This window comes from Rhodanobacter sp. B04, from assembly GCF_002001125.1.
Classification (GTDB): domain Bacteria; phylum Pseudomonadota; class Gammaproteobacteria; order Xanthomonadales; family Rhodanobacteraceae; genus Rhodanobacter.
Genome location: NZ_MUNV01000006.1, coordinates 23,552 through 36,301 on the forward strand (window position 1 = coordinate 23,552; position 12,750 = coordinate 36,301).

Annotated in this window: 11 protein-coding genes; 4 read left to right on the forward strand and 7 right to left on the reverse strand. The window is 65.7% G+C overall.

The window, feature by feature from the left end:
• Positions 1 to 12: 12 nt before the first annotated feature.
• On the forward strand, positions 13 to 696 hold the full coding sequence (locus tag B0E46_RS02865) for a rhomboid family intramembrane serine protease (RefSeq protein ID WP_077554202.1): 684 nt from the start codon (positions 13 to 15) through the stop codon (positions 694 to 696).
• Positions 697 to 706: 10 nt separating this feature from the next.
• On the opposite strand, the gene B0E46_RS02870 is transcribed toward B0E46_RS02865, so the two are convergent.
• On the reverse strand, positions 707 to 1,435 hold the full coding sequence (locus B0E46_RS02870) for a glutamine amidotransferase (protein ID WP_077554575.1): 729 nt from the start codon (positions 1,433 to 1,435) through the stop codon (positions 707 to 709).
• A 32-nt stretch (positions 1,436 to 1,467) separates the two neighbouring features.
• Entirely contained in the window at positions 1,468 to 3,288 is a 1,821-nt protein-coding gene (locus B0E46_RS02875) for a GspE/PulE family protein (protein WP_077554203.1), read from the reverse strand.
• 98 nt (positions 3,289 to 3,386) lie between these two features.
• Between B0E46_RS02875 and glyQ the strand changes: the two genes are divergently transcribed.
• Complete coding sequence (gene glyQ / locus B0E46_RS02880; RefSeq protein ID WP_077554204.1) at positions 3,387 to 4,298, forward strand: glycine--tRNA ligase subunit alpha; 912 nt, start codon at positions 3,387 to 3,389, stop codon at positions 4,296 to 4,298.
• The gene (glyS, locus tag B0E46_RS02885; protein WP_077554205.1) at positions 4,291 to 6,438 is read left to right on the forward strand and encodes a glycine--tRNA ligase subunit beta; all 2,148 of its coding nucleotides are present in this window, start codon (positions 4,291 to 4,293) and stop codon (positions 6,436 to 6,438) included. The genes glyQ and glyS overlap by 8 nt, the downstream gene beginning before the upstream one ends.
• Positions 6,439 to 6,509: 71 nt before the next feature.
• Here glyS and B0E46_RS02890 read toward each other — a convergent pair whose 3' ends face one another.
• Positions 6,510 to 7,082 (reverse strand): helix-turn-helix transcriptional regulator, encoded by a 573-nt coding sequence (locus B0E46_RS02890; RefSeq protein ID WP_077554206.1) that lies wholly within the window; start codon positions 7,080 to 7,082, stop codon positions 6,510 to 6,512.
• A gap of 545 nt (positions 7,083 to 7,627) precedes the next feature.
• Between B0E46_RS02890 and B0E46_RS02895 the strand changes: the two genes are divergently transcribed.
• Entirely contained in the window at positions 7,628 to 9,502 is a 1,875-nt protein-coding gene (locus B0E46_RS02895; RefSeq protein ID WP_077554207.1) for an MFS transporter, read from the forward strand.
• Between the two features lie 54 nt (positions 9,503 to 9,556).
• Here the strand turns inward: B0E46_RS02895 and B0E46_RS02900 are convergent, their stop codons facing one another.
• From B0E46_RS02900 to erpA, 4 genes are all read right to left on the reverse strand, one after another.
• Positions 9,557 to 10,426, reverse strand: coding sequence for a beta-lactamase induction protein (locus B0E46_RS02900; protein WP_077554208.1), 870 nt, complete (start codon positions 10,424 to 10,426; stop codon positions 9,557 to 9,559).
• Between the two features lie 108 nt (positions 10,427 to 10,534).
• Positions 10,535 to 11,071, reverse strand: coding sequence for a hypothetical protein (locus B0E46_RS17165; protein WP_139350400.1), 537 nt, complete (start codon positions 11,069 to 11,071; stop codon positions 10,535 to 10,537).
• A gap of 290 nt (positions 11,072 to 11,361) precedes the next feature.
• On the reverse strand, positions 11,362 to 12,336 hold the full coding sequence (nudC, locus tag B0E46_RS02910) for an NAD(+) diphosphatase (protein WP_077554210.1): 975 nt from the start codon (positions 12,334 to 12,336) through the stop codon (positions 11,362 to 11,364).
• 11 nt (positions 12,337 to 12,347) lie between these two features.
• Positions 12,348 to 12,716: an iron-sulfur cluster insertion protein ErpA gene (gene erpA, locus B0E46_RS02915; RefSeq protein WP_077554211.1), complete on the reverse strand. Its 369-nt coding sequence runs from the start codon at positions 12,714 to 12,716 to the stop codon at positions 12,348 to 12,350.
• Positions 12,717 to 12,750: the final 34 nt, after the last annotated feature.

Below are 12,750 nucleotides of genomic sequence, written 5' to 3' on the forward strand. Positions count from 1 at the left end.
GGGGCGAGCCTTTTGTTTGTCCATGTCGAAACACGCCGCCGCCCACGCTGGCACTGGGCCACCTTGCTGGTGGTCACCCTCTGCGTGGTGTGTTTTGTCGCGTTGGCGCTGACCCCGGCGCCGCAGCGGATTTCGTTGCTGCTGGAATGGGGCACCGTACCGGCGAACATCTTCAATCCGCATGAGGCCTTGTTGCCGCAGTTGGCCGATCCCGCCTTGCTGCGACTGTTCACGGCCTTGTTCATCCATGTGACCTGGCTGCATCTGCTGAGCAACCTGCTGTTTCTCGCCATCTTCGGCTTGCCGGGCGAGCGCGCGCTGGGCTCGTTGCGGTTTCTGTTGCTGTTCGTGCTCGGCGGGATCGTGGCCAACCTGATCGGCGCCTTGTCGCTGGCGGGCGTGCGCCTGCCGATCATCGGCTGCAGCGGCGCGGTGTCGGCAGTGGTCGGCACCTACGTGGCACTGTTTCCGCGCGCCAAGCTGGGGCTGGTGTTGCCGCTGGGGCTGTATCTGGAATTCGTGCGGGTACCGGCCTTTCTGCTGATCGGTATCTGGGTATTGCTGCAGCTGCTTTTCAGCTATGCCGGACCGAGCTACGGCGCCTATGTGTGGTGGGCGCATATCGGCGGCTTTCTGTTCGGCGTGGTGTTTGCCCTGTTCTCACGCGACGCGATCGCCCGCCGCCTGCGCGGCTAGCGCAGGCGCGTCACGCTGCGGCGTGGCTCCAGCCATGCCGGCGGGCGAATTGGCGTAGTAGCCGGCGGGCGATCGGCGTGGCCGCGACGTTGCCGAAAGCCTGCCGCGGATCCGCCCCTTCGCGCTGCATGTCGGCATGCTTGCGCTTGATGTAGGCACGCATCACATCGGCATTGAACTCCGGGTGGAATTGCGTGCTGATCGCGTGCGGCCCATGCCGCAGCAACTGGTGCGGGTCGCGCACGGAGCGGGCCAGCACGGTGGAGTGGCGCGGCAGTTCGAGCACGCTCTGTTCGTGGGTGGTGTGCGCACGGAAGCTGGCCGGTAGGGTGCTGGCCAGCGGATCGCTCGCGGCCTCGTCCAGCAGTTCGATCGGTTGGGTGCCGATCTCGCGACCGCCGGGCAGGTAGTCGACGTGCCCGCCCAGCGCATGCGCCATCAGCTGGTGGCCGTAGCAGACGCCGAACAGCGGCAGTTCTGCATCCATCGCGTTGCGGATCCAGCCGGCGGCGCGTTCGCTCCATGCCAGGCGTTCGGTGACCATCGCCGCCGAGCCGGTAATCATGGCGCCGGCCACTTCGTGCGGCGGCGGCAGGGCTTCACCCGCGGCGACATCGACCACGCTGATCTGGCGGGGCAGCAATTGCGCACCGAGGCGGAACCAATGGGGGAAATCGCCATGCCGGCCGCGGATATTGTCCGGCGCGCGGCCGGTTCGGATGATCAGTACAGGTTTCATGCAGGACAGGGTCGGGTACGCAATGGACATCTTTACGGCGGGGTATCGTCGAAGGCCTCGATCGGCGGCAGGACGGTGAGGATTTCCTGCACGGTGGTCAGGCCGGCGGCCACCTGGTCGGCGGCGGAGATGCGCAAGGGGCGCATGCCTTCGGACAGCGCGGCCTGGCCGAAGCTGCCCAGGTCGAGCTCGGCCGAGATGAGCCCGCGCAAGCGCGGCGAGAGCTTCATCATCTCGTAGATGCCGGTACGACCCATGAAGCCGGTATTGCGGCATTCCAGGCAGCCGACCGGCTCGAACACCTTGTCCGGCACCGGTATCGACCAGCCGTGGGTAAGGACCAGCCACGCCTGCGGGTCCTGCGCGGTTTCCCGCTTGCAGTGCGGACACAGCGTGCGCACCAGTCGCTGCGCGACCACGCCGGTGAGGGTGGACTGGATCAGGTAATGCGGCACGCCCAGATCGAGCAGGCGGGTGACCGCGTTGGGGGCGTCGTTGGTGTGCAGGGTGGACAGCACCAGGTGGCCGGTCAGCGACGCCTGCACCGCCATCTGCGCGGTTTCCAGGTCGCGGATCTCGCCGACCATGATGATGTCCGGGTCCTGGCGCAGCAGCGTGCGCACGCCGGCGGCAAAGTCCAGATCGATCGCGGCATGCACCTGCATCTGGTTGAATTCCGGCGAGACCATTTCGATCGGGTCTTCCACCGTGCACACGTTCAACTCCGGTGTCGCCAGGTGCTTCAGCGTCGAATACAGCGTGGTGGTCTTGCCCGAGCCGGTCGGGCCGGTGACCAGCACGACGCCGTGCGGGCGCTCCACCATGGTGCGCCAGTTCGCATCCTCGCTTGGCGAGAAACCGAGCTGGGCGAAGTCCTTCACCACCAGGTCGGGGTCGAAGATGCGCATCACCACCTTCTCGCCGAACGCGGTGGGCATGTTGGAGATGCGCAGCTCCACCTCGCGGCCGCCGGATGAGCGGGTCTTGATGCGGCCATCCTGCGGCCGGCGTTTCTCGGCCACGTCCATGCGCGCGAGGATCTTGATGCGCGCCGTCACCGCCGTCATCACCGGCGACGGCAGCTCGAATACCTTGTGCATGATGCCGTCGATGCGGAAGCGGATATGCCCGGTTTCGCGGCGTGGCTCCAGGTGGATGTCCGAGGCGCGCTGCTCAAATGCATATTGCAGCAGCCAGTCGACGATGTGCACCACGTGGCGGTCGTCGGCGCCGATCTCGCCGCTTTTGCCCAGCTCGACCAGCTGCTCGAAGTTGAGGATTGCCGAGGCGTTGTTGTCGTTGGCCTTGGCATCCCTGGCCAGCTGGATCGAGCGCTGGACGCCGTAGAACTCCTGCAGATAACGGTTGATGTCGATCGGGCTGGATACCACGCGCCGCACGTCACGCCGCAGCATCTGCGCCAGATCGCCGGCCCAGCCCGCATCGAACGGTTCGCAGGTGGCGAACGTCACCTCGCCGGTGGCGACCGCCACCGGCAGGATCCGGTGGCGCTGCGCATAGGCATGGCTTACCACCTGGGTCGCCGAGGCGACGTTGATCTTCATCGGATCGATTTTCAGGTACGGCAGGCCGGCGTGATTGGCCAGCCATTCGGTCAGCGCCTCCAGTTTCAGCGGCCGGCCCGGCTCGCGTTGATTCGCCAGCTTGGCGTTGGCGATCAGCACCAGCGGATGCAATTCCACCGTGCTGCGTCCGGCGCGCGCACCCATGCGCACCTGCTTGGCGTCGTCGGCCAGCAGGTAGCCGTCGACCACCAGCGCGGCCAGCAGATCGTCCAGCTCCAGTCGGCCGCGACGGCCAAGCAGAGATGCGATTTGCGGTGATGCGGCCATCCTGATGTAACCCTCGTGGTGCTTTTTGCCGGCCGGAGCCCAGTGGGAAAGCAAGCTGCCGCTATACTAACGCGCTTTACCCACGGTCACGGAAAGCCATGTCCGCGCGCACCTTTCAGGATGTGATCCAGACCCTCAACCGCTATTGGGCGGCGCAGGGTTGTGTGTTGCTGCAGCCGCTCGATACCGAGGTCGGCGCAGGTACATTCCACCCCGCCACCTTCCTGCGCGCGCTCGGTCCGGAGCCGTGGGCGGCGGCTTATGTGCAGCCTTCGCGCCGGCCCACCGACGGCCGCTACGGCGAGAACCCGAACCGCCTGCAGCATTACTACCAGTACCAGGTGGTGATGAAGCCGAACCCGGAAAACATCCTCGATCTGTACATCGGTTCGCTGAAGGAACTCGGCCTCGATCCGCTGGTGCACGACCTGCGCTTCGTCGAGGACAACTGGGAGTCGCCCACGCTCGGTGCCTGGGGCCTCGGCTGGGAAGTCTGGTTGAACGGCATGGAAGTGACCCAGTTCACCTACTTCCAGCAGGCTGGCGGCCTGGAGTGCCGTCCGGTGACCGGCGAAATCACCTATGGTCTGGAACGGCTGGCGATGTACCTGCAGAACGTGGACAACGTCTACGACCTGGTCTGGACCGATGGCCCGCGCGGCACCGTCACTTACGGCGACGTGTTCCACCAGAACGAGGTGGAGCAGAGCACCTACAACTTCGAGCATGCCAATGTGGCCGATCTGCTGTACTGGTTCGACGCGTGCGAGGCGACCGCGAACCGGCTGATCGCCGCGAACCTGCCGTTGCCGGCCTACGAGCAGGTGATGAAGGCCAGCCACACGTTCAACTTGCTCGATGCGCGCCGTGCGATCAGCGTCACCGAGCGCCAGCGCTACATCCTGCGCGTGCGCACGCTGTCGCGCAGCGTCGCCGAAACCTATGTGGCACAGCGCGAGAAACTCGGTTTCCCGGGCCTCAAGCAAGTGAAGGAGCTGGCCCATGGCTGAGCACAAGCCGCTGTTGATCGAACTGGGTACCGAGGAACTGCCGCCCAAGGCGCTGGATGAACTTGCCGCTGCATTTCTGCGCGGCATCTGCGACGGGTTGGGCAAGCGCGGCATCGACGCCGCGCTGGATCAGGCGAAGGCCTACGCCACGCCACGTCGCCTGGCCGCGCATATTCCCGCGGTCGCGCAGGCGCAGCCGGAGCAGACGATCGAACGGCGCGGCCCCGCGATGAACGCCGCGCTGGATGCCGAGGGCCAGCCGTCCAAGGCGCTGCTCGGCTTCGCCCAGTCGTGCGGGGTCGGCGTCGAGCAGTTGGAAAAACTCGAAACCGACAAGGGTGCGTGGTTCGTGTTCCGTGCGGTGAAGCCGGGTCAACCGGTGGCCGTCCTGTTGCCGGAAATCCTCGAGGAGGCGCTGAAGGACCTGCCGATTCCGCGGCCGATGCGCTGGGCCGATCACGACTACAGCTTCGTGCGCCCGGTCCACTGGCTGGTGATCCTGCACGGTGCCGAGATCGTCGATGGCGGCGTGCTGGGCTTGACCAGCGGTCGCAAATCGCGTGGCCATCGCTTCATGCATCCGCAGCCAATGCACGTGGCCGATGCCGACAGCTGGCTGGACGCGATGCGCGCTTCCAGTGTGCTGGCCGATCCGCAGGAGCGGCGCCAGCGCATCCGTGCGCAGGTTGAACAGGTCGCCGGGCAGACCGGCGGTGTGCCGCGACTGGATGCTGCGTTGCTGGACGAGTTGGCCAATCTCACCGAGTGGCCGGTCGCGATTGCCTGCACGTTCGAGCGCGAATTCCTCGGCGTGCCGCCGGAGGCGCTGGTGACCACCATGGTGGCGAACCAGAAGTTCGTGCCGGTGTTCGACGCCGCGGGCAAGCTCACCGAACACTTCATCGGCATCGCGAACATCGACAGCAAGGATCCCGCCGAAATCCGCAAGGGCTACGAGCGGGTGATCCGCCCGCGCTTCGCCGATGCCAAGTTCTTCTGGGACGAAGACCTGAAGACGCCGCTGGCCGGTTATCAGGAGCAGCTCAAGAGCGTCACCTACCAGCAGGCGCTGGGCAGCCTGTGGGACAAGAGTGTGCGCGTGGCCGAACTGGCGCGCGTGATCGCGAACCGGGTCGGCGTCGATGCCGGCGCCGCAACTCGCGCCGCTTCGTTGAGCAAGTGCGACCTGTTGACCCGCATGGTCGGCGAGTTCCCCGAGTTGCAGGGCGTGATGGGGCGCTACTACGCCGGCCATCACGGTGAATCGGCCGAAGTGGCCGAGGCGCTGGACAGCTATTACCAGCCGCGCTACGCCGGCGATGCGATCGCCGCTGGCCAGCTTGGCCAGGTGCTGGCGGTGGCCGAACGGTTGGATACGCTGGCCGGCATCTTCGCCGTCGGCATGAAGCCGAGCGGCAACAAGGATCCGTTCGCGCTGCGCCGTGCTGCACTCGGCCTTGCGCGCACGCTGATCGAGGGCGCTCTGGAGCTCGATCTGCGCGGCAGTTTCGTCGAGGCGCTGGAACTGCTGCCCGAGGGTGCCTTGGCCGCCGGCTTGAAACCGGGCAAGGACGGCAAGCCGCCGGTCCTGCATGCCGGCGAGCGCCGGGCGATCCTGCTCGACGAGCTGTACGACTTCGTGCTCGATCGCCTGCGCGGCTACTACGCCGAACAGGGTTTCGACAACGCGCAATTCGAGGCCGTACTGGCGGTGCAGCCGCGCAGCCTGGCCGACTTCGACCGGCGTCTGCGTGCGGTGGCCGAGTTTGGTCGCCGTCCGGAAGCCGCCAGCTTGGCGGCGGCCAACAAGCGTGTCGCCAATATCCTGCGCAAGCAGGCCGAGGAAGCCGGTGCGCCGGCGATCGGCCGTGAGGTCGATCCGGCGCATTTCGAGGCGGATGCGGAACGTGAGCTGGCCGTCGCCCTTGCTGCCGCGAAACAGGACACCGCCGGCGCCCTGGCCGCCGGCGACTACACCGCCGTGCTGGCGCGCTTGTCGCAGTTGCAGGCGCCGGTGGATGCGTTCTTCGACAGCGTGCTGGTGAATGCCGACGATCCGGCGGTGCGCGCCAACCGGCTGGCCCTGCTCGGCCAGCTGAAGGCGCAGTTCGGCGCGATCGCCGATATCGCCCTGCTTTGAGTAAGAGCCATAAAAAAGCGCGGCAGCCTGTGGCTGCCGCGCTTTTTATGGTTAGTGCGCTGCGGCGAGAATCAGGCCGAGGCGCGGCGCTCCTGGCGAATGCGTTCCTCAAGCCGGTGATTGAACGTCACCATGGCAAGCGGATCCACATGCGAGCCGCCGGGACCGAGGATTTCGTACAGCTGGGTCAGCAGGTCGGTGTTGTCCGACAGGGAAAGCTGGCTGCCGGCCAGGCTCAGCTCCGACTGCAGGATGCGCATGGCGGTGTTCAGGCGCTGGGCGTCGACACCCGAAACCTCGGCATGTCCACCCTGATGGTTGATGCCCAGCCGGCCGCGTGGACGATGGGAAGCCACGCTTTCCGAGTTGTACTGGTCATCCTGGATGGGTACGTTCGGATCCATCTGCAGGGTGCCTTCGCCCGCGACCAGCCACACCAGCGAAATGCCCAGTGTGCGGGCCAGCGTGACGCAGCGCGCTCGTGACGGATCGGTGTTGCCGTCGCGCCAGCTGCGCACCACGCCTTCCGAGAATCCGCACATTCTGGCGATCTCGGTAGCGCTACCCACGCGCTGGATCAGCAGCTTAATGCGATCCGAGAAGGTTCCCGTGGTCGAGGGGATCGTGTTTTTTTGCGCGTTCATCGGCTTTGGCCAGTGCGATGATGGAAGGAGAGCTGGCATATCCTAATACCGAATGCCAGCGGAATTCTGAAGATTGAATAAAGTTGCGAAGTGTTACGCCCGCAAATTACCGCAGAAACCGCAATAACGTGTCGTTATATGGCAATAAGTTACGAAAAATCCCGTGTTGTGGGCGTGAAGGCAGCTGTCCCGGGTGCCGTACTTCGATGCGGCTGCCGCGCAAAAGTTTCATGGCCAATCTGCGCCGTCCCACCACGACCTTGCGGGCTCCCGCGGTCAGGCGCAGGTTGCCCCCTGCGCTTCAGATTGCGAATGGGATCATCGGGAAACGCGGATTTCCGCGACGTCCGTGCCATCGCTGCTCGTGATTGGGCGGTACCTTGAGCGGTGTCGATGCCAGCGTCCAGGCGGAACGAGTGGTTTCGATCCGGTAGGCCCGGATGCCGGCCCGGCCTGCGTTGTGCGCAAGACTTTCCCATGGCCATAATCCATCGGACGATGGGGCCAGGCGGGCCGACCCGGATCTTCCTCCACAAGGGAAATGCATGAGCCAGTTCGCACTGCTGGGCAAGCGGCGCTTCGCACCGTTCTTCTGGACCCAGGCACTCGGCGCGTTCAACGACAGTGCATTCCGCAACGCGATGGTCATGCTGGCCGCGTTCCAGATGGGGCTGCCGGAGCGGCAGGTGTCGCTGTACACCAATTTGGCACCGGCGCTGTTCATCCTGCCGTACTTCCTGTTCTCGGCCACCGCAGGGCAATTGGCCGAGAAATTCGAGAAGACGCGGATCATCCGCTACGTGAAGCTGTTCGAGATCGCGGCGATGCTGCTGGCGGCCTGGGGTTTCCACACCCACCATCTGCTGCTGTTGCTGATCGTGCTGTTCATGATGGGCGTGCACTCGACCGTGTTCGGGCCGATCAAGTACGCGATCCTGCCGCAGGCGTTGAAGCCTGCCGAGCTGGTCGGCGGCAACGGCATGGTCGAGATGGGCACCCAGCTGGCGATCCTGATCGGCATGATCGCGGGCAATGCGTTGATGCTGCTGGCCGGGGTGGGACCGCTGGCTTCGGCGGCGCTGACCATCGCGGTGGCGCTGACCGGCTATGGCGCGAGCCGTGCGATTCCGCCCGCACCGGCGACGGCACCGGAGCTGAAATTCAACTGGAACCCGGTGAGCGAAACAGTGCGCGTGCTCGGCATCACGCGCAGCGATCGCGCGGTGTTCAATGCCGTGCTGGGCATCTCATGGTTCTGGTTCTTCGGCACCGTGCTGGTGGCGCAACTGCCGATCTACACCAAGTTCAACCTTGGCGGCGACGGCTCGGTGAGCACGCTGGTGCTTACCCTGTTCTCGCTGGGCACCGGCGTGGGCTCGCTGATGTGCGAGAAGATGTCGGGCCGGCGGGTGGAGATCGGGCTGGTACCGCTGGGTGCGTTCGGGCTTACCGCCTTCGGCATCGACCTGTATTTCGCGCGGCCGGGTGCGGCGGTGCTGCAAGGCCTGGACTGGCAGGCTTTCCTGCATGCGGCGGGCAGCTGGCGCATCGTGCTGGATCTCACGGCAATCGGCGTTTTCGCCGGTTTCTACGTGGTGCCGCTGTTCGCCTTCGTGCAGGCGCGTGCGCCGCGGGAAAAGTTGTCGCGGATCATCGCCGGCAACAACATCATCAATGCGTTGCTGATCGTGATCGCTTCGCTTTTCGGGCTGACGTTGGGCCGCCTGGGCATGAGTGCGGCGGAGATCTTCGCAGTCGATGCCCTGCTCAATGTGGCGGTGGCCGTCTACATCTTCACCCTGGTGCCCGAATTCCTGATGCGTTTCATCACCTGGGTTCTGGTGAACACGCTGTACCGGGTGCGCGCCGACGGCGTGCAGCACATTCCCGAAGAGGGCGCCGCCCTGCTGGTGTGCAACCACGTCAGCTTCATGGATCCGCTGCTGCTGATGGCGAACCTGCGGCGACCGGCGCGCTTCGTGATGTATTACAGGATCTTCAACATTCCGCTGCTGAGCTTTGTGTTCCGCACCGCCAAGGCGATCCCGATCGCGGGCCACAAGGAAGATCCGGCTGTTCTGCAGCAGGCCTACGACGCGATCGACGAGGCGCTGGCAGATGGCGAGGTGGTGTGCATCTTTCCGGAGGGCGGATTGACTGCCGATGGCGAGATCGCAACCTTCCGCCCGGGTGTGGAAAAGATCCTGGCGCGGCGCCCGGTGCCGGTGGTGCCCATGGCACTGCGCGGGTTGTGGGGCAGCGTGTGGAGTCGCCGCGATACGATGCTGCGCCGGGCACGCCTGCCGAGGCGCTTCCGTGCACGCGTGGAGCTGGTGGTCGATACGCCGGCGGCACCGCAACAGGTCAGCGCGGTGACGCTGGAGGCGCGGGTACGCGAATTGCGAGGAACCCTCGCCTAGCTCTGTCACGCTGAGCGAGGGCAGGTTCGCCGGTCGATGCTGTCGGTGCGATGTTCAATTCACCCAGGCGCCGAGCACGATCAGCGCCACCACGCTCAGCCATGCCAGCAGCGCGCGCAACAAGGCACCCCGCAGGCGCACCAGCTCGACCAGCGGGTCGCTGTGTTCCTCGGCGTAGCCGTCGCCGGCCTCGATATCGATCAACACGTCGGCCTGTGCCGCTGCACCGAGAAAGCCCGGACCAGCGCTGTACCAGCTGGTCGCTGCCGCTTGGCTGTGCCAGCGCTTCCAGGCGCCGATCACGGCTTCCCAGTGGCCGACCACGGCCAGCGTGAAGGTCAGCAGCTGCGCCGCCGGCCAATCCATCGCGTTGGCGGCGTAGCGGGCCGCAGTGCGGCTGCCGGAGTCGAGTCGCAGCGAATCATCGCGGCCCAGCGTTTGTGCCAGGCGATACAGCAGGGCGCCGACCGGGCCAAGCAGGAAGAACCACAGCAGCACGCCAAAGCGCCGCCTCAGTGCCGCATAGGCGATGGCAACGCCCAGGGCGGCGGCGTTCCAGGCGATGGTCTCGCCCTCCTCGCTGAGGTTCTGCGCCGCGGCTTCACGACTCGCGCCATCGGGCGCCTTCAGGATCGCTTCCAGGTCCGCCTCGAATTCGCGCGGGCCGAAACAGTACAGAAGTACGGCCAGCGAGAACAGCAGTTGCAGCAGGTCGCCCAGCAACAGATGGCCGAGCAGCCATGACAGCAGCGCGCACAGCACCGCCGGTACCAGTAGCGCTAGCAGCACGCGGCCGCTGCCGCTGGTGTCCGCCAGTTGTGCCACCCAGCGGCGGAACAGCCCGTCGCCACGCCAGCGGGCCAGCTGCGGCATCACATGCAGCAGGCCGAGGACGATGAGGGCGACAAGCAGACGGATGGCCATGACAGTGCGGACTCGCGGACAGTAGCGGCATTGTATGCGAGGGACCGGCTACTTCGCAGGTGAAGCAAGCCGATACGTGTGCGGGGAGTCCTGGTGCGTTGGAGCGCCTCAGTTGCCGAATATCGCCTGATGGGCGATGGCATCGATCGTGGCATCGGCCGGCGCATGTTCGAGATGCGCCCCGCAGCCCTCCACCTCGAGTACGTGATCGATCATTTCAGGCGTGAACTGGTGGGCGCTGCTCTGCAGCTGGAATTGCTCGTTCGTGCACTGACTGGTTTTGACAAGCACGTGCACGACTCCCTTGATGCTGGAATGGACCCGAAGCTGGATGCCACCGATCCGTGGCGTGGCGAGGCCCGGGATGTGATCGGCCTTCGTTCGCTGCGCATTTTGTAGCGCCGACTGGAAATCGCCGGCCTGGTAGCCGCGCTGCGGATCGCCGGTCATCGACGGTGCCGTCATGATCAAGGTTGCAGCTGTCGTGGCCGGCGGGTTCGTCGAGCGCATGACGGTGGCGGGAGTGAGTGTGGACGATGCGAGCGGCGGTCGCGCGGGTTTCGTCTTGGTTGGCAGCCGTATTGCGGCAGGAGCAGGTGAAGCGCGGACGAGTTTCGGCAACCGGTCGAAGCGGAGCCTGAGCACGTGCCCATCTTGCTGGCGTGCCACAGGCGCGTCGCGCCGCCACGAGGGATGCAGCACCAGCAGCAGGATGCCGAGATGGCCGGCGAATACGCTGCCGAGAATGGCGCCACGTCGCGCGGCGTCATGCCATGTCGGTGCACCGGATTGATGCACCCTGTGCGGGCGCCGTGTTCCATCAAGCTGACCGCACCCGCGTTCCATCGCCGACCCCAGTGATGTGCAGGGGCTATGACAGGCTGGCCACGCTCAAGTTCGCCGATGAATGGCTGCGGTGGCGACGCTCGTCCGGGTCAGCGCGAATCGCCGCCGGCAACCAGCGCGTCCAGATCGAGCCCGGCACGTTCCTGCAACCAGTGCGCCAGCAACTGGTACGATACCGACAGGGCGGTTGACGGCACGAAGCTGCCGTCGGCAATGCCATCGACGACCTGCTGCGGAGTGAACCAGCGCGCGTCCTCCAGTTCGTGGTCGCGCATGATGATCTGTCGCGACCGCGCGGTGGCGATGAAGCCGACCATCAGCGACGCGGGCATCGGCCACGGCTGCGAAGAGTGGTAGTGCACCTCGTCGACGATGACGCCGGACTCTTCGGCCACTTCGCGACGCACCGCGTCCTCCAACGATTCGCCCGGCTCGACGAAACCGGCCAGCGTGGAATAGCGGCCAGGTGGCCAACTGGCCTGGCGACCGAGCAGGCAGGCGCCTTCGTGTTCGACCAGCATGATCACGGCGGCATCGGTGCGCGGGAAATGCAGGTGGCCGCACTCCGGATTCGTGCACTGCCCGCGATGGCCGGCGGCGACCAGTTGCAACGGGAAGCCGCAACGCGTGCAGTAGCGCGTCTCGCGCTGCCAGTGCGACAGACCCTTGGCGTAGGCGAACAACCCGGCTTCAGGTGCTGGCAGCAGCAGCCCGGCGGCACGCAGACTTGCGCGGCGCGCGTCGAGTGCGGTTTCCAGTGCCGTGATGCGTGCCGCGTCGTCCAGCAGCAGCAGGAAGTGCGGGTGTTCACCGGCGATGCCCAGAAGACTGGCCGGCAAGTCGTCGAGCCAGCGTTCGCGCTCGCTGATCTCAAGCCAGCGCAGCCTCTCGTGATCGCATTGCAGGAATGCCTCGCCAGCCCCGTCCAGCAACAGATAACGGGCCTGGGCGGAGCGTGCCTGTTCGGCAATCCACGCGGAGTCGTCACGCCGTTCGGCGACCCGGTCGAGCACCAGGCTGAGTCCTGCGAAGGTATTGGGAGGCGGCAGCTTGGCCCGGTCCATCGGACGGCCTTTCAGGTGGAGAACGAGGAGCCGCAGCCGCAGGTGGTCTTGGCGTTCGGGTTGCTGATCACGAACTGCGCGCCGCTTAGATTCTCGGCGTAGTCGATCTGCGCGCCGGTGAGGTACTGCAACGAGAGCGGATCGCATAGCAGGGTCACGCCCTCGCGCTCGACTGCAAAGTCGTCCTCGGCCTGCGCCTCGTCGAAAGTGAAGCCGTACTGGAAACCCGAGCAGCCGCCGCCGCTGATGTACACGCGCAGCTTCAGCGCCGGATTGCCTTCTTCGGCAATCAGTTCGTGCACCTTGTGCGCGGCCGCCGCGGTGAACACCAGCGGTGCGCCGCTGCTGCGGTAATCGGGGATCGAGAGCGGAGTTTCCATGGCGTTCAAATGGGGGCGTTGCCGGTTGATGCAA

Bases quoted from the DNA above. Each gene is read 5' to 3' on its own strand.
- B0E46_RS02870 (WP_077554575.1), bottom strand. From the start codon at position 1,435: ATGAAACCTGTACTGATCATCCGAACCGGCCGCGCGCCGGACAATATC.
- B0E46_RS02890 (WP_077554206.1), bottom strand. From the start codon at position 7,082: ATGAACGCGCAAAAAAACACGATCCCCTCGACCACGGGAACCTTCTCG.
- nudC (WP_077554210.1), bottom strand. From the start codon at position 12,336: ATGGACCGGGCCAAGCTGCCGCCTCCCAATACCTTCGCAGGACTCAGC.
- glyQ (WP_077554204.1), top strand. From the start codon at position 3,387: ATGTCCGCGCGCACCTTTCAGGATGTGATCCAGACCCTCAACCGCTAT.
- B0E46_RS02895 (WP_077554207.1), top strand. From the start codon at position 7,628: ATGAGCCAGTTCGCACTGCTGGGCAAGCGGCGCTTCGCACCGTTCTTC.
- B0E46_RS02875 (WP_077554203.1), bottom strand. From the start codon at position 3,288: ATGGCCGCATCACCGCAAATCGCATCTCTGCTTGGCCGTCGCGGCCGA.
- erpA (WP_077554211.1), bottom strand. From the start codon at position 12,716: ATGGAAACTCCGCTCTCGATCCCCGATTACCGCAGCAGCGGCGCACCG.
- B0E46_RS02900 (WP_077554208.1), bottom strand. From the start codon at position 10,426: ATGGCCATCCGTCTGCTTGTCGCCCTCATCGTCCTCGGCCTGCTGCAT.
- glyS (WP_077554205.1), top strand. From the start codon at position 4,291: ATGGCTGAGCACAAGCCGCTGTTGATCGAACTGGGTACCGAGGAACTG.